Origin of the sequence: Halomonas sp. PA16-9 (genome assembly GCF_009728585.1) — a bacterium.
Classification (GTDB): Bacteria; Pseudomonadota; Gammaproteobacteria; order Pseudomonadales; family Halomonadaceae; genus Vreelandella; species Vreelandella titanicae.
In genome coordinates this window covers 2,377,835-2,401,586 of sequence record NZ_CP040451.1, presented here as the reverse complement: position 1 = coordinate 2,401,586, position 23,752 = coordinate 2,377,835, and the positions used below count along the sequence as shown (strand labels likewise).

Genomic DNA, 23,752 nt, shown 5'->3' with positions numbered 1-23,752 from the left:
TCCTAGCCGCTCCAGGTACGCTGCGGTATACGTAGTACTACGTATCCAAGTAGGGAGTTTTACAGCCCCCTCTGAACTGGGTTGAAACACGCCAGGCCACCCCATGCTCAATCTTCCAACTGTATGATTTTTGATACTAATTCAGCGGTATTGCGACACCCCAGCTTCTTCATTATCTTGGCTCGGTGCGCTTCTACCGTCCGATGCGATATATGCAGCACCCTACCGATTTCCTTGCAAGTATGACCATTCGCTATATAGCTGGACACTTCGAGTTCGCGCATGGTCAAGTCATTAGATTTATCCCGGCCCACATTGATTTTCATGAATGACCAAACAGCTAGTTCAAAGGGAGCGTCGGGGGTTAACGTATTACCTATCGTTTTAGTCCAGAAAACTTCTCCGCGGCTATTACGCATGAAACGTTCATCAATACACTTCTTGTTCTGCAAAAGATCCTTATAACGAAGATCACCGATTGACTTGAAGTCCGCATAAGAAGGATAAAGTTTCAACATCAACTGGCCGATCAACTTCTGTTTTCATAACCAAAGAGATCACAAAAAGCATGGTTGCACTCCAGCACACGACGGTTCCTGGTGACGACAATGGCACAAGGCGCATGTTCAAACGCCACCTGAAGAAGATCTCTGCCTAGCACCGTTGCATTCATCGCTGATCACCGCCGCTGTTATCTGGGCATGCCATTATTGGCATACCACGCTCATTGACAGGTCCACCCCCCATCGATAGGCAGCGTGGTGCCGGTCATATGCGCCGCCTGGTCACCCGCCAGGTAATAGACTAACGCCGCCACATGCTCGGGAGGAACCAACTGGCCTGTAGGCTGTTTCTCCGTCACCAGATTGTGTACTGCCTCATCCCGTGAGCTTCCCAACAGGGCCATTCGCTGCTGGATCTGGGGCCACAGAATAGGCGTATCCGTCCAGCCGGGAGAAATGGCATTGACCGTAATATTCTGGGTCGCCGTCTCCAGTGCCAGTACCTTGGTAAGCCCCACCACACCATGTTTGGCAGCCACATAAGCAGCTTTATTGGCGGAACCCACCAACCCATGTACCGAAGAAAGGTTGATGATACGCCCCCATCCTGAATGGCGCATGTCCTCAACCGCGTGCTGAATGCACCGGTAAACCGCCGTTAGATTGATCGCTAGAATGTCCAACCAAGTGGCCGCATCAAACTCCTGTATGGGAGCCGTTTTCTGAATACCGGCGTTATTGACCAGAATATCGACCCGTAGCCCTTCTTCACGGAGATCCGCAAATAGCGCGTCAATGGCCGAAATTTGCTTCAAGTCCGCTTGAAAGTAATGGACAGCAGGCGCACCGGCTTGGCGCAGTTCCTCGACGAACCGGGTAACAACCGTATCGCTTTCAGCGCGGATGTCATGAACGATCACCGAGTCCCCCTGGCCTGCGAATTGGTGGCATATCGCACGCCCGATACCGCCCAATGCCCCGGTGACCAGCAGGGTTCTAGACGCGTGAGGCGTTGTTACCGTTGAGCTTGTTGCTGTATTTGTCATCGCCGATATTGTCATTGTCCGCTCCCGGCCTTAATCGACACGTTGCAAGAGGCTGGCGTAATTGGCCACCGCCAGACCGCCCATATTGAAGACAGCACCCGTATGCGCATCCGCAATCTGGCACCCGCCCGCTTCACCCAGCAATTGGCGTGCCGCCATGACATGCATGGAAACCCCGGTGGCACCGACCGGATGCCCTTTGGCCTTCAAGCCACCGGAAGGGTTGACCGGCAATCGGCCATCTTTCATCACCCACCCTTCCTTGATGGCGCGTGCGCCTTCGCCATAAGGCGTCAAGCCCATGCTTTCATAAATCATCAGCTCCGCGATGGTGAAGCAATCATGCACCTCCGCAAACGAGAGCGAATCGAGCGTCATGTCGGCCTCGCGCAGCACGTTCTGCCACGCTCTGGTCACACCATCGAAGACTAACGGATTACGCTGCTGCATGGGCATGAAATCCGTGACCTGGGTGCGCGCAAGGAAACGCACCTTTTGTGCGGCGGCATCCGCCACATCCTTGGACGAGACCACCACCGCCGCCGCCCCATCGGAAACGGGAGAACAATCGGTACGCTTCAGCGGTGCCGCCACCACCGGGTTCTTTTCCGATACAGCCTCACAGAACGCCACGCCCACGTCTTTCTGTAGCTGCGCATAAGGGTTATGCACCCCGTTGGCATGGTTTTTCGCGGCAATACGTGCCAGTGCTTCCGTCTGGTCGCCGTAGGCCTCGAAATAGCGGGCCGCCACATCGGCAAACACCCCCGCAAACCCCGAACGTTGATGCCGGGTTTCCGGCTGGTAACTCGCCCCCAATAGCCCTTTACCGATCCGGGAAGCATCGGCATCGGTCATTTTTTCGGCACCGATCACCAGCACATTGCGGGCCAGGCCCCCCTCGATCAGATTGATCGCCTGATGCAACGCCGCCGAGCCACTGGCGCAAGCATTCTCTACCCGGGTAGTCGGCTTGAAACGCATGTCCGGCAGCGCGTTCAGCACCAGCGATGCCGGAAACTCCTGATCACACATGCCGCTATTAAAATTCCCGATGTAGACAGCATCGATATCCTTTGCCTCCATCTGTGCCGATGCCAATGCCTCGACCGCGGCCTCGCCTATCAGCTGTTCGAGCGACTGCTCGAGTTTACCGAAGCGTGTGTGCCCACCGGTGCCAATGATATAAGTACGCATGGAACGAACTCCCTAGCTGGTGACGCCATCGAGCCGCTTGCGCAGCTCGGTTTTAAGGATCTTGCCGTAGGCATTCTTGGGCAAGTCAGTGAGGAAATGGTACGACTTGGGGCGTTTGAAACGCGCCATCCTGTTAAGGCAGAACTGATCGAGCGCCGTGGTATCGAGCGAGACCGAGCAGGCGATGAACGCCATCACCACCTCGCCCCACTCGGCATCACGCTGCCCCACCACGGACACTTCTTTGACCCCGGGAAATTGCAACAACACCTCTTCCACTTCACGTGGATAGATGTTCGTGCCACCGCTGATAATCACGTCCTTCAGGCGATCCGTCAGGTAGAGAAAACCCTGCGGGTCGAGATGGCCTATATCCCCTGTCCGCAGCCACCCATCACGCAGCGTTTCTTGTGTCGCGGCAGGGTTATTCCAGTAGCCCGCCATCACCATATCGCCACGCACACAGACTTCCCCCTCTTGGCCGCAGGGCAGGCAGCTACCCTCCTGATCCTGGATAGTGACTTCGAGCTGAGGATGCGACTGGCCCACTGGCAACAAGGGCGAGCCCTCGGCATCCCCGCTCAAGCACTGCGGCGTCAGTTGATGGTGCTGCCCCTTGCCCAGGAAGGTAATGGTCATGGGGCTTTCCCCCTGTCCATAGATCTGCACCAGCCGGTGCCCGAATACCCTTAACGCCTCCTCGAGATCCTTGGCGTACATGGGGCCGCCGCCATAGGTGATGGTAGCGATATGTGCGGCACTATACTCAGGCTGGTGCGCCGCCAGGTAGTCCAGCACGCGACGGATCATCGTGGGGGCCAGGAACATGGAAACGTGGTCATGGCCCGCCAGGGTAGACACGAAACTCTCACCCGAGAACTTCAAGGAACCGGGAATGACATTGGCGCCGCCTGCCATCAGGTAAGGCACGATATACAGCCCTGAACCGTGGGACATGGGGGCAAAATGCACCAGCCTGCTTTGCGCCGTCACCGGTTCGATGTTGGCCGCATAGCACGCCGACATGGCCGCCAGATTGAGATGGGTCAGCGTCGCGCCCTTCGGCTTGCCCGTGGTACCGCTGGTATAGAATATCCATGCCGGTGCGTCAGGGGCACGGAAAACCGGTCGATCGAAGCTCTCTTCATGAACAAGACCTTCCGGCAGCATGGGGGGCAAAACGAGTGTGTCGGTGAGGGCCTGGGCTACATCATCACGTTCGCAGAACACGATGCAGCTGCCGCTATCATCCGCAATGTAACCGACTTCCGCCACGCTCAGCTTGGCATTGACCGGCACCACCACCAGGCCCGCGTACCAGGCGCCGCATAGCAGTTCGATATAGACAGGGCTGTTGGGCAGAAAGAGGGCGACTCGCTCCCCCGGCGCTAAGCCTTGCCGGGCAAAAAACGTTGCCCAGCGCCGGGCTTGGCAAGCCAGCTCAGCGTAACTGAGCGCCGGCACATCCCCCTGGTAAGTCGCGATACGATGAGGAAACCTAACGGCATTGACGGCTAGGTAATTGGCCACATTCAAGGAGCATTCTCCTGCTTTAGTTATTATTGCTCCTTTAGGCTAGGGGTTGTGGCTACCTAGTGATATACGTAGTAATACGAAGCCCGCTAGACTAATAGTCTAGTGTCGGTGCTGGCATCACCCCTGATCTCATGATGGGAAGGCCGACCCACTCACTACAATCTCAAGCGCTGAAGCGCCGTCCACCTTAAACCAAACCCGGAAGTCAAATGTTTAGCCGTCCTGAGCGGTAATCACCAACACATCGCCTTTTAGCATCATGGGGGCAATAACAGCGCCACCTTTACTATCAGGGCTCATGCCAACACGGGCCGCCTGGCGCGTCAGGGTGTCGATAAAGCAGACGCGGGCTTTGGGGGCGTATTTTTTGATGTTGGCGGTGTTTTCAGGCCGCTTGTGTGGCTTTGAGATGTTCTGGTTTATCTATATACAGCTGTTCTAGGCTTAGGAAAAAGCCTCTGGACTGACTCTGGCCGCACTCTAGCCGTGACTGAGTCAGTAACCGTGAGCTTTCAATGGAAACCGGTGCTGCCAGCAGGATAAAAACGAATAAGATGTGGCAGTCATTCTTGTGCGCGTAGCCCACCCTGCCCCGAGTGCCTGGGCGACTTTGCGAAGCATCGCGCGCTGATCCTCAAACAGGATCATTATTGGCTCCTTGCACCAGTCATCAGATGTTGCGAGAGCTGTTCAGCGGCCACTTTGCTTTCACGGGGATGGCCCAAACGTATGGCATCTACCAACGCTAACATCGCATAAAGTTCTTTATCACGCCGTACAGCGTAAGTTGCCGTTTTGAACAACGGCTCTACCGCCGGACCTTTACTATTGCCTCGCGGGTCAGGCCAAACCAATAGCAACTCACCCGCACTGTAAATTTGGCCTTTTAACACCGGTGCTGCAAAAGTGGTGGCAATTCCACGCGTAATTTCACCAGGCCTAGCTGGGAATACGTAGCGCAGACCATGCACAATAAAATCAAATAGGGCTCTGACATTCGCACGCGGCACGCCGGTTTTGCGATCTTTTCGCACGAGGCCAACCTCGATGCAGCGTTTCAGCGATAGGCTGATTTGGCTTTTGCTTATCCCTGTTTCAGCTGCCAAGGCCCTTACGCTGTAACACTCTTTAAGTCGCAAACGATGGGCCAAGAAAGCGGCTGGGATACCGAGCCCCAGCCCAGGTGTTCTTAGGTGAATATTCAGGAGCACTAGAAACCACAGGTGCTGCACTTATTAGCTGAATTCAGAACCGAACCCACTCACAACCTATTCAAGTGACACAAAAGCTTTTACGGTTTGGAAAATCTGTGAAACTTAATCTTTAATGCCAGCATAAAGCGCCAAGTAGCGGTTTTTGGAAGGTAGTAGATGCTGGCGACACAGGTCAGACAAGCGTTCGCGGTCTTCGTCGCGAATGGCGTCAATCATCAATTGGTGTTCATTTCTGGCTTGAGCCAGAGCATCGCGATCCGTAATCGCGATAAAGCGGATGCCATGCGCCTTCTGGGCGAACTCATTAATAGTAGCGTACAAATATTCATTCCCGCAGGCTCTGAATAAGGTGCGGTGAAAAGCGATGTTCATATGGAATACTTGCCTTAGGTCGTGAGCATTCACGGCTGAGCTGTGCTGCTGATGAACATCTTCAAGCTCTGAAAGCCATTCCTGCGGAGCTGGCAGGGGCAGTCTACTCACTGCAGCTAATTCGAGAATCTCACGCATAGCGTAGACATCCTCGACCTCTTCCGGCGGATAACTCCGGACGAAAGCACCTCTGTTTTTGATGCGCTCAGTTAAACCGATGGTATCGAGTTGGAAGAGAGCCTGGCGAACAACGTGTCGCTTGCAGTCGAAGCGCTCCATCATGGCCTCTTCGACCAGCCGCTCACGCGGGTGCAGTCGGCCGAGCACAATGTCCTCTTCTACAGCGGCCACGATGTCATCGACACCGTTTGCAGGTGTAGAGGATTGAGTCTCGGCGCCACTTACAGTGGGCGGCTGGGCGGTTCGGTTCATGATCGCTTTCTCAGCATTCTTTGCGGTGCATAAGGAAAATAAGTGTATCAAACTCGCTTTCAGGCTTCATTCTGTCTTGGTATCCGGCACGTAGGTTCAGGCCGACAGGCACGGAAATCGCACCCTTGTTCGGCTTGAAGGATTTGCTCCATAAACAGACGCCGATAGCCCAGCAGTGGCGCTCCGCCCTCCTCCCCCTTGAGGGATTGGCGTCTAGCATCGAGCACCTTGTTATCCACTTCTAGGTTCAACTGATTGTTAGCAACATCAAGCGATATGAAATCGCCATCGCGTACCAACCCAAGCGGGCCACCCTCAGCGGATTCTGGAGAGACGTGGAGCACAATAGTACCTGCTGCGGTGCCACTCATGCGCCCGTCAGATATGCGAACCATATCTTTGACGCCTTGAGCGGCGAGTTTCTTGGGAATCGGAATGTAACCCGCTTCTGGCATACCCGGTGCCCCTTTGGGCCCTATGTTCTGTAGTACTAGCACGTCGTCAGCTTGCACATCCAGACCCGGGTCATCAATACGGTTAGCCAAGTCTTCTAGACCTGTGAACACGACAGCACGACCGCGGTGAGTCATAAGATCGGCCGAGGCAGCTGACTGCTTAATAATGGCGCCAGACGGTGCCAAGTTACCACGCAAGACTGCTATACCACCCTGGGCGTAGACCGGGCTGTGCATGGATCGCACGACCTTCTGATCAATGAGATAGACGGCGGCATCGATGTTCTCGCCCAAGGTATGGCCATTGATGGTCATGGCGCTCAAGTGTAACAACGGTTTTAACTCACGTAACAAGGTGGGCAGGCCGCCTGCCCGATGCAAATCTTCCATGTACCCTTCTCCTGATGGTTTGAGATCCATCAGTACAGGGGTTTCCTGGCTCATTCGGTCAAATGCCTCAAGATCAATGTCGATGCCCAAGCGCCCTGCGATAGCGGTCAGATGAATCAACGCATTGGTCGAGCCACCCAAAGAGAGAAGTACGCGCAGGGCATTTTCGAAAGCTTCAGGAGTAAGAATTTGATCTGGTGTAACGCCCGCGTGTGCAAGTGCTACAGCCTGCGCGCCTGACTGTTCGGCAATGCGTTGCCGATCAGCGTAGACAGCCGGGGCGGTGGCGCTGTTGGGCAGCATTATTCCCAGTGTCTCGGCTAGGCAGGCCATGGTGCTTGCGGTGCCCATTACCGAGCAAGTACCCACGGTAGGGACCAACTTGTCGTTGACTTCGTTAATTTCCGCTTCGTCGATGTCATTACCACGGTAGGAGGCCCAGTAACGGCGACAGTCGGTGCAGGCTCCGACGCGCGTACCACGGTGTGAGCCAGCGAGCATGGGGCCGGTGACGACTTGGACTGTTGGAACACCAGCGCTAGCGGCGGCCATCAACTGTGCGGGTACGGTCTTATCGCAACCGCCGATCAGCACCACGGCATCCATCGGCTGGGCACGAATCATCTCCTCCGTATCCAATGCCATAAGGTTACGCAGGTACATGCTGGTGGGGTTAGCGAAAGATTCATGAAGAGTAATGGTGGGAAAGTCTACTGGTAAGCCGCCAGCGAGCATGACGCCACGTTTAACGCTCTCGACCAATCCAGGCACATTGCCATGACAGGCATTGTAGCCACTGTAGGTATTGGCAATCCCAATGACCGGACGCGAGAGCGCATCATCCGTATAACCCATGCCCTTAATGAAGGCCTTGCGCAGAAAGAGCGAAAAGTCTGCATCGCCATAGTTGGTTAGTCGGTTGGACATGCCCAAGGTGGGGGCTTCAGATGTCGATTCATGACGCTCATTGCCGTTGCTATTGTTTTTAAAGTTCTGGCTCATTGCGGTTTCCTCTACTTTATTCGCGGCTTCTCGGAGGTGTCCGTAAATACGGCTCTCGATCCTCAGGCTAGGCGGTATAAATCTAGCTGGCAAGATTATTAATAATATTATTGACAATATTATTGATGTGCAACTACGTTGGATAGTGCAAGCACGCCTTGCTCAACCATGTGCATCACAACGACAAACAGCACTTGAGGTAATAACAATGAAAATCCGTAGCATTTACACAGCGTCCCTACTATCCGCCCTGATGCTTTCAGGCGCCGCTCAGGCGGAGTATTCAGCAGCCGATGAGATTAAGGTGCTTCAAGGATTTAAGGCAGGTGGAGGCAGCGATACCTTGGCCCAGTTGACCCAACCATTTTTGCGAGAATCCCTGGGCGTGGAATTTATTAATGAATACATTCCCGGCGCCACAGGCGCGATTGCATGGACGCGGCTAACCCAACAGTCGGCAAATGATGGCAGCGTCATCAGCATCACCAATACCCCGATGCTGATGACGAACTACATCATGAATGACGCTATTAATTACTCAATCGACGAGCTAACGCCCATCGCCAACGTGGTAACCGACCCAGGCGTTATCGTGGTGCCGGAAGACAGCCCCTATCAAACAGTGGAAGATTTTCTCGCTGCTGCCGAGGAACGCCCCGGTCAGATTACAGTGGCAAATTCAGGCGTCGGCGGTGATGACTTCTTTTCAACCATCATGATTGAGAAGGCAACGGGGCTTTCCTTCCAAAAAGTCCCTTTCCAGGGCGATGGCCCCTCTGCGACAGCAGCCCTGGGAAGCAAGGTCGACGCCAGTTTCAATAACCTTGGTAATGTCTATGGCCACATCCAGTCGGGCAGCCTTCGCCCCCTCGCCGTCTTCACTAAAGAGCGTCTGGACATTCTGCCTGATGTGCCCACCATGATTGAGAAAGATATAGATGTCGTGGCCGGCTCTTCACGCGGTTACAGCGCACCAGCAGGCATTCCAGATGAAGCACGCGATGAGCTTATTGCTGCCTTTGAAGCCCTAAAAGATAACGAGGAATTCCAGCAGACGGCTCAGGAACGTGCCATGAATCTCGACATCCAGACCGGTGACGACTACGGCCAGATGATGCAAGACATGGAAGGCCAATTCGAAGAAATCTGGGCAAATGTCAAAGATGAGGTCAACCAGTAAGTCGCTTAACCGGCAGAGGGAAATGGCGAATCGCCAAAGGGGTATGAAATGAACATAAGTCGTCTAGTCTTAGGTTTTTTTGCCATTGGCATAGCAGCGACCTTTTATATCACTGCGATGGGCTATCCGGCTAAGGCGGCGAACATGCCCCTTATCTATTCGGTTGCCGTCGCATTGTTGGGAGCGGCGATGGTGGGCCAGGAAGTATTCAGTATCCTGCGTCAGCGTCAGCTCTCGGCCGAGGGAGCAGCAACCTCCCATACTGCCGCACCAGAGGAGGAGAGCGTCAGCGGCCAAGCTAGGCACCGCAAGCCATGGAAGGCAATGCTGATTTTCTTATTGGCCGCCTTCTACCTCTACACCATTTCGATAACAGGATACCTGATTGCCACTGTTGGTTTCATGGTCGTGGCGTTAGCGATGATCGGGCATGTTTCATGGCGCTTCGCCGCCATAGGCATTGTGGTGTTGGTCGCGGTGGTGTGTGCGGTTTTCATCGGCTTTCTAGGCCTGCCTGTCCCGCTACTGCCGCCTCTGTTTTCCTCATAACGACAATTAGAGCACTCCTTATTCCCGGCTCGCATGGCTTAGAAAGACATTGCAGCGCGCTGGGAGGGGGTTTCTGACGCAGGCTGCTGGAGTCTAGTCATATGGATAATCTTGTTTTGGTGGGCCTGACCAATGTCATCACGTTCACCAACACCTCCCTAATACTTGGCGGCACCCTGCTGGGGCTGTTTGTAGGCGCCATGCCGGGACTCTCGGCGACCATGGCGTTGGCGCTGCTGTTACCTCTAACCTTTGGCATGAATCCGGCCTCGGGTCTCAGCATGCTGGCTTCGCTCTATGTGGGGGCCTCCTACGGTGGCTCTATCGCCGCCATTCTATTGAAGACGCCAGGCACCCCTTCGGCCGCGGCGACAGTACTTGATGGATTTCCGCTATCGCAACAAGGCCAGGCTGGAAGGGCATTAGGGGTGTCGCTCTTCGCTTCTTTTATCGGCGGTCTGCTGAGCGGCATCGCCCTACTCACTGCAGCGCCGTTGCTTGGCGTACTGGTACTCAAGTTCGGCCCTATCGAGCTGTTCGCGATTGCTGTATTGGGTATCACCATCATTGGCTCTTTATCACAAGGCTCAGTCGTCAGTGGCCTGCTTTCTGGCACCCTGGGATTACTGTTGAGCACAGTAGGTATGGATCTCATCACCGGCACGCCACGAATGACCTACGGGGTCATTAACCTGTTTTCGGGTATCGAATTCACCGTCGCACTGATCGGTCTGTTCTCGATCCCGCAAGCGCTGATATTGATCGAGAATGCCCATGGTGCTCAGAAGGTGGCAAGCAAAATTACCGATAGGTTGATTCCGCCTCTCGCTGAGATTCGCCGCTTGTTACCCAATATCTTCCGTTCCAGTGGCATCGGCATCATCACTGGCCTAATTCCCGGTACCGGCGGCGATACTGCCAGTTGGTTCGCTTACAACGAAGCCAAGCGCTTTGCCAAAGATAAGAGTTGCTTTGGCAAGGGAGACATTGCGGGTGTCGCTGCACCTGAAGCGGCCAACAATGCGGTGGTGGGTGGTGCCTTGATACCCACCATTGCTCTGGGTATTCCTGGCAGTTCCTCTACTGCCATTCTGCTAGGGGCGCTAATGGTTCAGGGCATCCTGCCCGGCCCTAACCTGCTGACTGACTATGGCGATGTCACTTACACCCTCATCTGGGCGGTGATTTTCGCCAACATAGGCCTACTGCTGGTGGGGCTACTGTTCACTCGGCTCTGTGTAAGCGTAACGCGGGTACCTGACAGCTTCGTGGCCTGCTCCATCATCACGCTGTGTGTGATTGGTGCCTTTGCTATCAACAATAGCTTGTTTGAAGTTGGGCTGATGCTGGGCTTTGGGCTGTTTGGTTACTGGATGAACAAAGCCGGTGTCTCACCAGCGCCAATGGTGATCGGGCTGATTCTGGGGCCGGTCATGGAGACCAGTTACCAACAGTCAATGCTGATCGGGCAAGGCAACCTGAGCATCTTTTTGACCAGCCCCATTGCCGTGGTGCTGTTATGCATCGCCGCTTTCTCGATCCTGCAAGCGACCCCCCTCTTTCGCTGGCTGCGGATTGCACTGCGCCAGCGTACTCAGCCTGAGTGACCTTACTCTCAATTCGAGGATTCATCATGACAACGATAACCGAAGTACGTACTCGAACGGTCAATGTACCGCTAGACAACCCCACCAGCTTTTCTAATCGACAGGTACTTAAGCGAGATTATGTGCTAGTGGAAGTGGTGGGTGATGATGGCCATATAGGCATTGGGTTTTGCTATGGCGGCAATAATGCTGGCTCACTAGTGGCAAATGCGGTACGGGAACTGCTGAAGCCGGTGCTGTTGGGAGCGGACGCTCATTCGACCGAAGCACTGTGGCAAGCGATGTATCAGGAATCGCTTCTTCATGGCCGCAGCGGTTCGGTGATGCGTGCCATCAGTATTTTGGATACCGCGCTGTGGGACCGTAACGCTCGGGCAGCGAAACTCCCGCTCTATAAATTTCTGGGCGCCAGCGACACCCTCAGCGTGCCGGCTTATGCCAGCGGAGGCTACTACCTAGACGGCAAAACGCCCGCGATGCTTGGCGAAGAGCTGGCAGGCTACGTGTCAAAAGGTTTCACCGCGGTAAAGATGAAAGTGGGACGAGAAGACCTAGCGGGAGAGGAAGCTCGCTTGACGGCGGTTCGCGAGGCGGTGGGCCCAGATGTACAAGTAATGATGGATGCCAACAACGCCTGGCGGGATCTGTCGTCGGCGTTAGCCTTCATGCGCATGGCAGAACCTTATAATCCGTTCTGGATCGAGGAGCCCTTTAGCCCTGATGACATCGACAACCATCGCCGCTTAGCGGAGCGCACGCCAGTTCCGGTAGCCACCGGTGAAATCGAAGCGGGACGCTGGCGCTTCAAGGAGCTGCTGGACAAAGAAGCAGCCATGATTTTGCAGACTGATGCGGCGGTTTGTGGAGGCATCACTGAGTTTCGACGTATTGCCGCCACCGCTGCCAGCTATGGGGTGGATATCTATCCGCACTGGTTCCACGACTTGCATATCCATCTGGTGGCATCGGCGCCAAACGTCAAGATGGTCGAGTTCTTTGCCGACGATCAGGTGCTTAACTTCAGGCGCCTTGTGGATACCCAGTTGGAGTTTGCCGACGGACAACTGCTACTGCCCACCGCACCCGGACTTGGTTTTGGCTTTGATCAGGCTGCACTTGAGCGCTACGCCATCGAGCCCTGGCAATAACGACCTTACAACAACAAGGAGAATATCATGTCCCAATTGAGTGGTGACGTCTGGTCACCGGTGATTACCCCCTTCGGCGCCGACTTGGCGCCGGATACGCAACGTTTTGTGGCGCACTGCCAATGGCTGGCCTCAAATGGTGTCGGCTTGGCCGTGTTCGGCACAAATTCTGAAGCCAACTCAATGACGGTGGCCGAGAAACAGGAGCTGTTAAAAGCGCTAGTGCATGGCGGTGTCGATCCCTCCAGGATTATGCCCGGCACCGGGAGCTGTACAATTGATGATTGCGTGGCGGTGACATGCGAGGCGGTGGACGCTGGCTGTGCCGGTGTGCTGATGCTACCGCCCTTCTACTATAAGGGGGTTAGCGATGAAGGCTTGTTTCGCTTTTACAGTGAGGTGATCAACCGTGTCGCAAATTCGCGCCTACGGATCTACCTCTACCATATCCCGCCGGTCACTCATGTCCCGCTCTCGTTTGAACTGATCGAGCGTTTACGTGACGCCTTCCCGGGCATTATTGCTGGCATTAAGGACAGCGGCGGAGACTGGGCACACACCAAAGGGTTAACCGAGCGCTTTGCTGGGCAAGACTTTGCTGTGTATGCCGGCAGCGAGCGTTTTTTGCTTGATACCCTACGAGCAGGCGGTGCTGGCTGTATCAGTGCCACTGCCAATGTCAATCCGTCGGCCATCGTTGAGTTGGCAAGGCATTGGCAGGAGGACGATGCCAACGAGCGTCAGCAGAGCCTGAATGCTATACGCGACTTGTTTGAAAAGTACCCACTGATTCCTGGCATGAAGGCAGCGACAGCTTACTTTTCGGACAATGACGATTGGAGGCGTGTGCGCCCACCTTTAGTAGAGCTGGAGGAGCAGCATGTGTCTGAACTCGTGTCTTCGCTTAAAGCGACAGGATTCCAGATGGAAGGCGTAGGTGAGGCGAGCCATGGATGAGCAAACGAAATCGTGGCGTATTGTCGCTGTACGACGGCTCAGTGAAGCCCAGCTTGAGGCACTTTCCGAGGTTGCCGAGGTCGACTATTTCGAGGACGTGGACGAATCAAACCGTGCTGATTTCATGGCAGCGCTTTCCAGAGCTCATGGCCTAATCGGCGGTAAGCTAGAACTCAATGAGGCAATGCTAGCCGAGGCGCCTGCGCTTCAAGTGGTATCCACCATTTCAGTGGGCTATGACCACCTGCCCCTTAAGGCACTGAATCAACGCCGCATTCTACTCTGCAATACGCCAGATGTGCTTACCGAAACCACTGCCGACACAGCATTTATGCTAGTCATGGCGACCCAGCGGCGGCTAGTCGAACTGTCCAACCTTGTCCGCGATGGCGGCTGGCGAACACATATCGGTCACGAATACTTCGGTATTGATGTACACGGCAAAACCCTAGGCATCGTGGGTGCTGGTCGCATTGGTGCGGCGATTGCACGACGGGGAGCGTTGGGTTTTGGTATGCCCATTCTCTATACCGCCGCCTCATCCAAGCCTGCGCTTGAGCAGCAGTTAGGGGCGAAAAGGCGTGAGCTGAATGACCTGTTAGCTGAAGCAGATATCGTCTGCCTCAGCGTGCCCTATAACAGCGATACACATCACTTAATTGACGCAGATGCTCTAGCACGGATGAAAACGACGGCTGCCCTAATCAATATAGCGAGAGGTAAAGTGGTCGACGAGCCAGCACTGATCGAGGCACTCCACTCCGGCGGAATCCGTGCAGCTGGGCTTGACGTGTTCGTAGAGGAACCGCTTCCACCCGATTCGCCACTGGCGGCCATGGACAATGTAGTGACGACTCCACACATTGGCTCGGCGACCCATGAAACACGTGAGGCCATGGCACAGTTGGCAGTCGATAATCTGCTGGGCACGCTGATCGGCAGCGGCCCGCTTACCGCGGTTAATGAGCATGTCTGGCGACGGGCTGATGCTATTGAGGAAACATAATGCCTCGCCGCCTACAACACATCTTGTGTCTTGATGATTTCGAGCGGGCCACTCAGCGGTATTTAGTCCCGGCCGGTTTGTCGCGGTGGGGAGCGTCCATGAACTGCCCGAGAACGCCCACCATTGTGACGATGACAGCACACCGCGCTGAAGGTCATCGGTGAAGCGGTCAGCGAGGAGCTGCATGTGGTGCCCGCCCGGATCGAGGTGATCCGTCATGTGCGGCGTCAAGATCGCCCCAGCGCCCGCCAAGCATGAGGTTGCTGTGACATCTCCAAATACGATGATGGCGTGACATCACAGAAACTCCGGACAAGTGTCACCTATATGCCACTTATAAAACGCTAACAAACAAAAACGACCACTGTAGCAATTAGCTAAGTGACCGTTTTATATGTTCTTGGTCGGAGCGACAGGATTCGAACCTGCGACCTTTGCAACCCCATTGCAACGCGCTACCAAGCTGCGCCACGCTCCGCTGTCTTTATTGGCCGCTACATCTTTGCCTCAAGACGGTGCGTATACTAGCGGTTTCTTGCATAAATGAAAAGCCCTTATAGCGCTTTCTTTTCAAGTATTTGTCACACACCGCTATAAATCTCATCACCCTTTATGGCTTACGTTGATCAGCTTCAAGCAGCAGATAAGCCATCGCGTCATATACACCGGGGGCCGTTACGATTAAATGATCCGGGTAGATATCTTCCGACACCGCTGAAGGTACCGGGTATAGATGCCCTACTCGCGCACCGGCTTCCCGTGCAATAACCCAGCCCGCAACGAAATCCCAGGGCGAGACACTCTCGTAATACGCATCCAGGCGACCGCAGGCTACATCGCATAAATCGAGCGCTGCAGCGCCATTACGACGCACGTCTTGGCACTCAAAAAGCACGGCTTCCAAGCGCTTCAAAAGGTGCTTACGCTCCTCTTTACGGTAGGGAAATCCTGTCCCTACCAGGGTGTGCGCCAGTGATTCCGCACTGCTTGGCTGTATGGTTTGACCGTTGCAAAAAGCCCCAGAGCCTTCTGCAGCACTAAAGGTCTCACCTAAAAACGGTGCATGAACAACGCCCACCCTGGCAACGCCCTCTTCCATCCAGCCAATGGAAACCGCTACGTGGCGAAGCCCTTGAGCAAAATTAACCGTGCCATCAATAGGATCCACCACCCACAGCTTAGGTGCTGTTTCATGCAAAGCGCTTTCTGGAGCAAGCTCTTCACTCAGCCGCGCTTCCCCCGGAAAGTGCTCCTCCAGGCGTTGACTAATGAGCTCATCCACGGCCACATCCACGTCGGTGACCAACTCATTATCCTTTTTTAAGCGCTGGGCAAAGCCTTGCTGCTCCCGCGCCTTGATAATCATCTGCCCAGCTTCTTCGGCAATAGCGATAGTAATTTCAAGACGTGCGGCTAGTGTATGGTCGCTCATTGAATCTCCCTTTAGGACGCGATGATACTGTGAGCTTCTACCATAAGCCGCTGGGATGTAATTTTCGAGTCATACCGACTTGCGCTTGCAATGGTTAACGCAATACGTCTACCAATACATCCACCACGATTCGCGTGGCAGCTTCAATTAGCACCACATCGGCACCAACACGCTCCCACTCATAGCCTGGGTAGCGCGGCAATTGAGATGCTAACTGGCCGTCAAAACGCTTGGCAATACCTGGGGGCAAAGGTTTGCCACGCTCAAGGTTGCGCTGAATACCTGGCGGCAACGATTCGGCCCGCGGTGCGTCATGCCGGCGCAGCAGCTGGCGCAGCTCACGTTCGTTAATGCGTGGCAAATCAACTCGCTCATCGCGGAAGTGACCAGGTCGGTTAGATTCATGTTGCTGGTGCTGGCCCTTATCGCGGGCACCGTGAGCCGGGGCATGGTCAGGCTGAGCAAAGGCTGCGCTATTAACTAGCAATGCGCTAAGCGCGCTTATGGCAATCAGTTTGATGGGCTTCACTGTAAGCTCCTCGCTTAAGGTCAGAGTTAGCAGTGTACTCGGTGAATAAGCACGAAGTGTGGAATTAAAAAGGAGCCGAAGGCCCCTGACAGAATAAATTCATAAGCGGATATCAGCCACGGCAGCTTGCAGGCAAGAAACGCGTAGGAATAGCATTAGACACTGCGGGGCGGCACACCCACTCTACAGATCCACTATTATTATCGTTATCTTCATTTACTTTAGGCTCGAAAACTAGTTGCGTGCCAACTAAAGCATCTACAACACTTTCACTCTTCATAGTCACTACGATTCCACCGCCTTGTCCATCTACCATTTTTACATGCACACTATTTACATAGCTTCCTTGGATTTGATCGGCAGCAGACAAACCAGCTTGATCATTACCTTTAGGCCAATCACCTGTTGTCATATAGTATTCAGAGACTGCTGTCTTAGCTGATGATGCAAGACTAATGGCCTCACTCACCTGAGCCCGACCCACATAGTTTTGATACTGCGGCACAGCAATAGACGCCAATACACCAATAATCGCGACGACGATCATCAGCTCAATCAGCGTGAAACCGCCTTGGATGGTGTTACGAGAAATTGGCTGTGCAGCATTCTGCATGAAGGCATCTCCTGTGGGGTGAAGGAAAAGCCTTTTTAAGGATCGTGAATCCTTAAAAAGAATTAGAAATCGTTGAAATTAAACTAACTTAAATGATCTACTTTTACAACGAACCTTATTAATATGATCAGCTTAGCCGACTACCGCTTTAACTACATGAAAGGATTAGTCATTTCATCCCTGTAAACGCTAGTTTATGGTACAAGTAACACGCTTATATCGATGTAAAACAGGTTTTTTGATGAGCCAGCCCTCCTTAGAGTCGACGTTAAGCCACGCCTCCGCACATGGCGGCCTGCGCGGCATTGCCCAGCGCTTGGTCAAGCACGGCTTGCTGACCAACGCCCAGGCCGCAACAGCGGAAACAACCGCGTCGGACTTGGAAATATCGTTACTTCAGCATGTGATCGAAAGCGGCCTGGTCGACCCTAACAAAGCCACACTGGCGGCTGGCTGGGAGTATGGGCTTCCAGTCATTAACCTGGAGGCGGTGCGGCTTACCTCACTGCCCCCCGCTGCAGACTATCCTGTCAAAGTACTGCAGAGCCTTAACGTTTTGCCATTAGCGCTCCACGGTCATCGCCTCACGGTAGCGGTGCCCTACCCCGCTACATTGACGCGACTGGATGAATTGCAGTTTGCAACAGGCCTGAGCATTGAAGGCATCCTCGCGCCCGTTGATCAAATCACTGTCGTTCTCAATAGCTACCTTGCTCACAACGAGCGCGGCATGCTGGATGAGTTGGACGATGTGGTCAGCTCGCTGAGCATTATGCAGAACAACGGCGGTAACGATGTACCGCTGGAAGAGTCTTCCCAAAATAGCGAAGATGCACCCATCGTTAAATTTGTGAACAAAATTCTGCTAGATGCTATCCGCCGAGGCGCCTCCGATATCCATTTCGAACCTTACGAAGCGCTTTACCGAGTACGCTTTCGGGTTGATGGAATGCTCATAGAAGTGGCACGGCCACCATTCGCCATGCGCAATCGTATCGCGGCCCGGCTAAAAATCATGGCCCGCCTTGATATTTCCGAGCGCCGCCTGCCTCAGGATGGCTCGATAAAACTCAAGCTTTCGCGCACCCGCTCCCTCGATTTCCGGGTTAATTCTCTACCTACTGTCTATGGTGAAAAGCTGGTGCTGCGAATATTAGACCCTACCGCAATGCAGCTGGGTATTGAGCAACTTGGATTTACCGACGAACAACGGCGCCATTATGAGTACGCCTTAAAACAACCCCAAGGCATGATTCTAGTAACCGGCCCTACCGGTAGTGGTAAAACCGTTTCGCTGTATACCGGCATTAATATTCTTAATAAAGTGGAACGCAATATTTGCACCGCCGAAGACCCGGTTGAAATCAAAGTCGCGGGTATCAATCAGGTGAACGTATTGCCTAAGATCGGCCTCGATTTTGCCAGTGCGTTAAGGGCGTTTCTGCGCCAAGACCCTGATGTGGTCATGGTGGGAGAGATTCGTGACCTTGAAACAGCCGAAATTGCCGTCAAAGCGGCTCAGACAGGCCACCTGGTACTTTCCACGGTGCATACCAATTCGGCAACTGAGACACTGACTCGACTGGCTAATATGGGAGTCTCTTCGTTTAATATCGCCAGCGCCGTTAGCTTGATTGTTGCCCAACGGCTGGCTCGCAAACTATGCACACACTGCAAAGAGCCCATTGACATTCCCCACGAGGCGCTGCGCAAAGAAGGCTTTAGTAGCGAAGAAATTCATCAGGCAACGATCTACAAACCGTTAGGTTGCAAGCACTGTACTCACGGTTATAAAGGTCGAATTGGCATTTATGAGGTAGTGCCGATCACCGAAGCGATGCGTCAACTAATTATGCGTGATGCCAACGCCTTAGATATTGATCAACAGGTGCGCAAGGAGGGCTATCCAAGCCTTCACCGCAGTGGGTTACTGAAAGTCATGCAGGGTATTACCAGCCTGGAAGAGGTTAACCGAGTGAGCAAGGAGTAAGGCATGGCTAAAACGGCACGTCGACGCCAAACGCCCGCCATCAAGCTAGCGCGCTGGAAATGGATCGGTAAAGGCCCCCAGGATAGAGCGCTAAGCGGTGAGATGATTGGCCGCAGTAAAGCCGAAGTAGCCGCTAAACTCACCAAGCAAAATATCGTTATCCGCCGGATTAGTAAAAAAGGCAACCTAGGCGGCAACGGCCGAGTTAACCCCAACGACGTTATGGTCTTTGCGCGCCAGATGGCCACAATGGTTCGCGCCGGTATCCCCTTGCTACAGGCGCTTCAAGTGGTGGCAGAGAGCCTCAAAAAACCTGCTATGGTTGCCCTAATGCAACAGATGATAAGCGATGTATCATCGGGCTCCAGCTTCTCTGATGCATTGAACCGCCACCCCAAACACTTTGATCGCCTGTTTGTTAACCTGGTCAGCGCCGGCGAGCAGTCAGGTGCGCTGGATCAAATGCTTGATCGTCTTGCGACCTATAAGGAGAAGGTTGAGTCGCTGAAAGCGCGAGTAAAAAAAGCGCTTTGGTACCCCACCACCGTTATGACGATTGGCATTGCTGTGACCATGTTGCTGTTGATTAAAGTGGTGCCTGAATTTGAAAGCATGTTCCAGAGCTTTGGTGCAGAGCTTCCAGCACTGACCCAGTTGACCGTAAATTTATCCGGGCTTGCCCAGCGTTATTGGCTAGCGGCGCTCGGCGCGGTGATTGCTGCCGTCCTACTACTCAGAATAAGCATTCAGCGCTCGCCTAATGTCGCTTACCGCATGCACGCTTTGCTGCTTCGGTTACCGGTCATTGGCGACATCGTGCATAAATCCGCGATCGCGCGCTTTTCGCGCACGTTAGCGACTACCTTTGCCTCCGGTGTACCGCTCGTAGAAGGCTTAGATACCGCCGCCGGTGCCACCGGCAATAAAGTGTACGAACGCGCGGTGGCACAAACGCGCCAGGACGTAGCCACCGGACAACAGCTACACTTCGCCATGCGGATGACCAACCGCTTTCCCCCCTTGGCAATCCAAATGGTCAGTATCGGTGAAGAAGCGGGGTCGCTGGATGCCATGCTTAATCGTGTTGCCGATTACTACGAAGAAGAAGTCGACAATAAGGTCGATGCTCTTACCTCGCTCATGGAGCCGGTTATTATTGTAGTACTGGGCGTGCTCGTTGGCGGTGTGGTTGTCTCTATGTACTTACCCATTTTCGACTTGGGCGCAGCCCTCTAAGCACCAAATGCTTAGGCTCTGTCAGAAAACTGGCTGCGCTCGACCATACGGCGTTAAAAATCGGCTCAAAGTACTCATTTACACCATGTAAACTCCGTCTTTTCGCCGATTTTTGCCTTGTCTGGCCTTCGCTCGCCGACTTTTCAGACAGAGCCTAAAAAAACGCTAATTTCTAGAAACCTAAGGAGTTCCATGCATCACCCTCCGTTTATCCTGTGGTTAATCGTTTTATTGATTGGGCTATGCCTGGGCAGTTTTCTAAATGTGGTGATTACGCGCCTGCCGGTGATGCTGATGCGTGGCTGGCGTAATGAAGCCCGCGAAGCACTTGAGCTTAGCGCTGAACACTCACCACGTTTTAATTTGGTCACACCAGGCTCTATGTGTCCACGCTGTGAAGCCCCCATTGCATGGCACGACAACCTGCCACTGATTGGCTGGATAAAGCGCCGCGGCCGCTGCGCTGAGTGCCAAACGCCGATTAGCGTTCAATATCCTCTGGTAGAAGTAGCCGGTGGCTTACTGGCCATGGCGGTGCTAGCGCTCCACGGGCTTACGGCAGAATCAGCCTTCGTCTACGGGGCCTGCCTGATGCTGTTAGTGCTCGCCGTGATCGACTTTCGCACCCAGCTTCTCCCCGACATCATCACCCTCCCCTTGCTTTGGGCAGGGTTACTGTTTCAGCTCCTCTTCCAGCCACTGATGCTGCCAAGTGCCGTTATCGGCGCAATGGTAGGCTATCTTTCACTGTGGAGCTTTTATTGGCTATTCAAACTGGCCACCGGCAAAGAGGGTATGGGCTATGGCGACTTTAAGCTGCTGGCAGCACTAGGCGCCTGGCTGGGTTGGAGTTTTTTACCGCTAATATTGATACTTTCCGCAGGGCTTGGGGCCATTGTTGGGCTAGTTGCCCAGGCCTACTCACCTAACCTACGCGGCACACCGTTTCCCTTCGGCCCTTTTCTCGCCCTCGCCGGCTGGGTGGCGTTGTTAGTCGGTGATGAAATAATGGCAATGTATCTCAACCTGCTTATGTAAAATTGAGCCATGTGAACTTTGGCCATGTGAAACGTGGCCCTATAAACTTTAGCTATATGAGGCAGCAGATGATTATCGGATTAACGGTGGCATCGGGTCAGGTAAATCGACCGTCGCTCGCGCTTTGAAGCACTCGGCGCTGCCTGGGTCGATGCCGATGATGTCGCCAGGGAAATAGTCTTACCTGAAGAACCGGCGCTGCTAGCTATTAAAAACCGCTTCGGTGATCAGGTCATGCACCAGGATGGCACGCTTAATCGCGCCGCCCTGCGCGAGATTATTTTTAACGATCCAGAACAACGCCAGTGGCTAGAATCCATCACACATCCCAAAATAAGGGAGCGGCTATTGCAGCATTTAGAGCGGCTCAAAGTCCAGGGAGCGCCTTACGTGCTGCTTGTATCACCGTTACTGTTTGAGTCGGGTCAAAACACACTAGTAAACCGCGCGGTGGTTGTCGATGTGCCCCAAGCGCTACAATTATCGAGAACCCAACAGCGTGATGGGGTGAGTGAAAGCCAGGTGCGTGCTATTCTCGCCGCCCAACTTTCCCGCGAACAACGGCTAGCAAAAGCAGATGACGTGATCGATAACAGCGGTGACCACGCCAGCATGATGGAACAAGTGGCACGGCTTGATGAACGCTACCGTCGACAGCTTAACTACTGAGATATCGCACTTGTTAACGCAATTGGAGTTTTTTTATGGCTCGCCCTGCAAACGATTCCCCGCTAGAAGTTAATTGTCCGCAGTGCGCTAAGCGCGTGCCCTGGTTACCGGAAAGCACTTACCGCCCTTTCTGCAGTAAGCGTTGCCAACTATTGGATTTAGGTGCCTGGGCCGATGAGTCACACCGCATATCGGGCGAATCCGCCATGGATGAAGCCGATATAGAAACCTTACTGGCGCAAGCCGACAAGGATGCACCACTGACCTAGTTTTTACGAAAACTGACTTAACGAGCACTGACACTGACTATGGCCGAGATAAACGCTAACCCATCATCGCCTTCGGCCTATCATCTGCTGCTTCAACTGGAGCAGCAGTTTGATCATCTACTTGCAACCATTGAAGCCGCTGTTTCACTATACGAACAGCAACTACCAGCAACATGGCTCTTTCATCAAACGACGCCGTCTAGCGATTGGTTGCGTAAAGCCCTGTTCGATATGTGGCATGAGCAGGATCAAGATGGCCGTGAGACGCGCAACTATATTGCCGTAGTAGCCGCTAATGACGAGCTACTAATGACAATAGACGCTGTAAATCAAGCCAAGGTCAGTTTTAGTGACCAATTACAACATATCAAACAGGCATTTCCCCAAACACTTAGCGATGCAAAAAGTCGCCTACCGCAACGCCACCCTCACGTTGATGAAGTGTTACGCCGCAATGGACTTGCCCGTTTACATCTTAAACAGAGCTGGCGGCAGCTACCTATCGCACAAGCGCCTGTCTCACGCATTCGCTTTGCTTGGTACAGTAGTGGTCGCTCTATTAAACGCCTGTCAGTTCAAGAAGCTGAACATAAGCTATTGCAGCTTGATACTGATGCACCGCATATTCGTATTCAGCTACGCAAGCTAGCCGGTATTCCAAGCGGCGAAGTGCTTGCCCAGGTGCAAACTCAGGCCCCGCTGATGCGGGCAAACCTGTTTTTTACCGAACCACTCGACGATGGGCATACACGACGGGCACTGAATGCCGCTATGCCTATTTTTGTGCCTGACAATAACCAGCGGCTGCCCCACATTAACCTGCCTACGCCAGAACCTCCCACTGCCCGCACACGGGCAAGACGACGCGATGAGAAACTAGAGCAGGATGTATTTCTACCGAGCTTGAGGATTTATCGCTACCGTTAGCATAAAGGCACCTGCAAAGACTTCTACGGTGTTTTGGATGTGCTAGCTGCAGGCACTACATCCTGCTGCCATACCCCATAGCCAAGCAGCGCTTCGATCAGCTCGGCCAGGTCGTAATGATCCACACCATACTCGCTCAACAAAGCTTCAAAGCGCTGTTTAAAAATACGCTCCCGCTCTTGTTGCTGTTCCTCCTGCTGGCTTTCTAAATCTTCTTGCTCCAATGCCGCAAGCGAGCGTACCGGCGGGCCTGTCGGTATATCGAAACCGCTCTCTGGGTCATCTAATTGGCGTAAAGCCTGCGCAAAAGCATCGTCTAACTCACGAAACTTACGCAGCTTCTCGCGCTCATCTATCGGCTTTTGAACCTTTTGATATTTCATCGATGTTTCATTTACACCTTGCTTGAAATGGTCGATATGACTGCCAATGTCGCTTTTTTGGCAAAAACTGTG

Annotated in this window: 24 protein-coding genes, 1 tRNA gene and 2 pseudogenes; 14 read left to right on the top strand and 13 right to left on the bottom strand. The window is 53.7% G+C overall.

The genetic code is table 11. From position 1 onward, the window contains the following. Positions 1-107: 107 nt before the first annotated feature. The 6 genes from FDY98_RS11035 to FDY98_RS11015 all read right to left on the bottom strand — a co-directional run bounded on the left by FDY98_RS11035 (position 108) and on the right by FDY98_RS11015 (position 5,388). Positions 108-533 (bottom strand): LuxR C-terminal-related transcriptional regulator, encoded by a 426-nt coding sequence (locus FDY98_RS11035; protein ID WP_196517986.1) that lies wholly within the window; start codon positions 531-533, stop codon positions 108-110. Next, on the bottom strand, positions 530-673 hold the full coding sequence (locus FDY98_RS29495) for a PAS domain-containing protein (protein ID WP_196517984.1): 144 nt from the start codon (positions 671-673) through the stop codon (positions 530-532). Before FDY98_RS29495 ends, FDY98_RS11035 begins: the two co-directional genes overlap by 4 nt. Before the next feature lie 51 nt (positions 674-724). Then, positions 725-1,564, bottom strand: coding sequence for a 3-hydroxybutyrate dehydrogenase (locus FDY98_RS11030; protein ID WP_081742524.1), 840 nt, complete (start codon positions 1,562-1,564; stop codon positions 725-727). Positions 1,565-1,579: 15 nt separating this feature from the next. Then, positions 1,580-2,746, bottom strand: coding sequence for an acetyl-CoA acetyltransferase (locus tag FDY98_RS11025; protein WP_022523575.1), 1,167 nt, complete (start codon positions 2,744-2,746; stop codon positions 1,580-1,582). A 12-nt stretch (positions 2,747-2,758) separates the two neighbouring features. After that, the gene (locus FDY98_RS11020; RefSeq protein ID WP_223828143.1) at positions 2,759-4,276 is read right to left on the bottom strand and encodes a class I adenylate-forming enzyme family protein; all 1,518 of its coding nucleotides are present in this window, start codon (positions 4,274-4,276) and stop codon (positions 2,759-2,761) included. Positions 4,277-4,929: 653 nt separating this feature from the next. Beyond that, the gene (locus FDY98_RS11015) at positions 4,930-5,388 is read right to left on the bottom strand and encodes a hypothetical protein (protein WP_051430439.1); all 459 of its coding nucleotides are present in this window, start codon (positions 5,386-5,388) and stop codon (positions 4,930-4,932) included. Between the two features lie 32 nt (positions 5,389-5,420). Here FDY98_RS11015 and FDY98_RS29490 point away from each other — a divergent pair. Beyond that, positions 5,421-5,525, top strand: a pseudogene (locus FDY98_RS29490) (IS30 family transposase); the annotation flags it as partial. Between the two features lie 73 nt (positions 5,526-5,598). Here FDY98_RS29490 and FDY98_RS11010 read toward each other — a convergent pair. Together FDY98_RS11010 and FDY98_RS11005 are read right to left on the bottom strand one after the other, a co-directional pair. Further along, entirely contained in the window at positions 5,599-6,300 is a 702-nt protein-coding gene (locus tag FDY98_RS11010; protein WP_027959316.1) for a GntR family transcriptional regulator, read from the bottom strand. A 59-nt stretch (positions 6,301-6,359) separates the two neighbouring features. Further along, positions 6,360-8,147 carry an IlvD/Edd family dehydratase gene (locus FDY98_RS11005; protein WP_081742525.1) on the bottom strand — a complete coding sequence of 596 codons (1,788 nt, stop codon included), beginning with the start codon at positions 8,145-8,147 and terminating at the stop codon, positions 6,360-6,362. A gap of 208 nt (positions 8,148-8,355) precedes the next feature. Between FDY98_RS11005 and FDY98_RS11000 the strand changes: the two genes are divergently transcribed. From FDY98_RS11000 to FDY98_RS27795, 7 genes are all read left to right on the top strand, one after another. Next, the gene (locus FDY98_RS11000; RefSeq protein ID WP_027959315.1) at positions 8,356-9,327 is read left to right on the top strand and encodes a tripartite tricarboxylate transporter substrate binding protein; all 972 of its coding nucleotides are present in this window, start codon (positions 8,356-8,358) and stop codon (positions 9,325-9,327) included. A 48-nt stretch (positions 9,328-9,375) separates the two neighbouring features. Further along, entirely contained in the window at positions 9,376-9,876 is a 501-nt protein-coding gene (locus tag FDY98_RS10995) for a tripartite tricarboxylate transporter TctB family protein (protein WP_027959314.1), read from the top strand. A gap of 101 nt (positions 9,877-9,977) precedes the next feature. Next, complete coding sequence (locus FDY98_RS10990) at positions 9,978-11,483, top strand: tripartite tricarboxylate transporter permease (RefSeq protein ID WP_027959313.1); 1,506 nt, start codon at positions 9,978-9,980, stop codon at positions 11,481-11,483. 26 nt (positions 11,484-11,509) lie between these two features. Continuing rightward, complete coding sequence (locus FDY98_RS10985; RefSeq protein ID WP_027959312.1) at positions 11,510-12,631, top strand: mandelate racemase/muconate lactonizing enzyme family protein; 1,122 nt, start codon at positions 11,510-11,512, stop codon at positions 12,629-12,631. 27 nt (positions 12,632-12,658) lie between these two features. Then, positions 12,659-13,588 carry a dihydrodipicolinate synthase family protein gene (locus tag FDY98_RS10980; RefSeq protein WP_027959311.1) on the top strand — a complete coding sequence of 310 codons (930 nt, stop codon included), beginning with the start codon at positions 12,659-12,661 and terminating at the stop codon, positions 13,586-13,588. Next, on the top strand, positions 13,581-14,594 hold the full coding sequence (locus FDY98_RS10975) for a 2-hydroxyacid dehydrogenase (protein WP_027959310.1): 1,014 nt from the start codon (positions 13,581-13,583) through the stop codon (positions 14,592-14,594). The genes FDY98_RS10980 and FDY98_RS10975 overlap by 8 nt, the downstream gene beginning before the upstream one ends. Before the next feature lie 147 nt (positions 14,595-14,741). After that, complete coding sequence (locus FDY98_RS27795; RefSeq protein ID WP_309599316.1) at positions 14,742-14,852, top strand: IS66 family transposase zinc-finger binding domain-containing protein; 111 nt, start codon at positions 14,742-14,744, stop codon at positions 14,850-14,852. 143 nt (positions 14,853-14,995) lie between these two features. Here the strand turns inward: FDY98_RS27795 and FDY98_RS10965 are convergent. The 4 genes from FDY98_RS10965 to FDY98_RS10950 form a co-directional block, all read right to left on the bottom strand. Continuing rightward, positions 14,996-15,072, bottom strand: a tRNA-Pro gene (locus FDY98_RS10965). Positions 15,073-15,204: 132 nt separating this feature from the next. Next, a complete protein-coding gene (locus FDY98_RS10960; RefSeq protein WP_027959309.1) occupies positions 15,205-16,026 on the bottom strand; it encodes an inositol monophosphatase family protein in 822 nt (273 codons plus the stop codon). Between the two features lie 94 nt (positions 16,027-16,120). After that, positions 16,121-16,555 (bottom strand): anti-virulence regulator CigR family protein, encoded by a 435-nt coding sequence (locus tag FDY98_RS10955; RefSeq protein WP_027959308.1) that lies wholly within the window; start codon positions 16,553-16,555, stop codon positions 16,121-16,123. Positions 16,556-16,667: 112 nt separating this feature from the next. Continuing rightward, on the bottom strand, positions 16,668-17,168 hold the full coding sequence (locus FDY98_RS10950; protein WP_196517982.1) for a pilin: 501 nt from the start codon (positions 17,166-17,168) through the stop codon (positions 16,668-16,670). Between the two features lie 241 nt (positions 17,169-17,409). On the opposite strand from FDY98_RS10950, the gene pilB reads away from it, so the two are divergent. The 6 genes and pseudogenes from pilB to FDY98_RS10920 all read left to right on the top strand — a co-directional run bounded on the left by pilB (position 17,410) and on the right by FDY98_RS10920 (position 23,297). Next, complete coding sequence (gene pilB, locus FDY98_RS10945; protein WP_027959306.1) at positions 17,410-19,158, top strand: type IV-A pilus assembly ATPase PilB; 1,749 nt, start codon at positions 17,410-17,412, stop codon at positions 19,156-19,158. Positions 19,159-19,161: 3 nt separating this feature from the next. Then, positions 19,162-20,394, top strand: coding sequence for a type II secretion system F family protein (locus FDY98_RS10940; protein ID WP_027959305.1), 1,233 nt, complete (start codon positions 19,162-19,164; stop codon positions 20,392-20,394). Positions 20,395-20,586: 192 nt separating this feature from the next. Continuing rightward, the gene (locus FDY98_RS10935; protein WP_027959304.1) at positions 20,587-21,432 is read left to right on the top strand and encodes a prepilin peptidase; all 846 of its coding nucleotides are present in this window, start codon (positions 20,587-20,589) and stop codon (positions 21,430-21,432) included. 68 nt (positions 21,433-21,500) lie between these two features. After that, positions 21,501-22,101 (top strand): annotated as a pseudogene (gene coaE / locus FDY98_RS10930) (dephospho-CoA kinase). 35 nt (positions 22,102-22,136) lie between these two features. Then, positions 22,137-22,370 carry a DNA gyrase inhibitor YacG gene (gene yacG, locus FDY98_RS10925; protein ID WP_022523595.1) on the top strand — a complete coding sequence of 78 codons (234 nt, stop codon included), beginning with the start codon at positions 22,137-22,139 and terminating at the stop codon, positions 22,368-22,370. A gap of 39 nt (positions 22,371-22,409) precedes the next feature. Then, positions 22,410-23,297, top strand: coding sequence for a hypothetical protein (locus FDY98_RS10920; protein WP_022523596.1), 888 nt, complete (start codon positions 22,410-22,412; stop codon positions 23,295-23,297). 23 nt (positions 23,298-23,320) lie between these two features. Here the strand turns inward: FDY98_RS10920 and FDY98_RS10915 are convergent, their stop codons facing one another. Further along, positions 23,321-23,680: a hypothetical protein gene (locus FDY98_RS10915; protein WP_035537408.1), complete on the bottom strand. Its 360-nt coding sequence runs from the start codon at positions 23,678-23,680 to the stop codon at positions 23,321-23,323. Positions 23,681-23,752 lie beyond the last annotated feature (72 nt).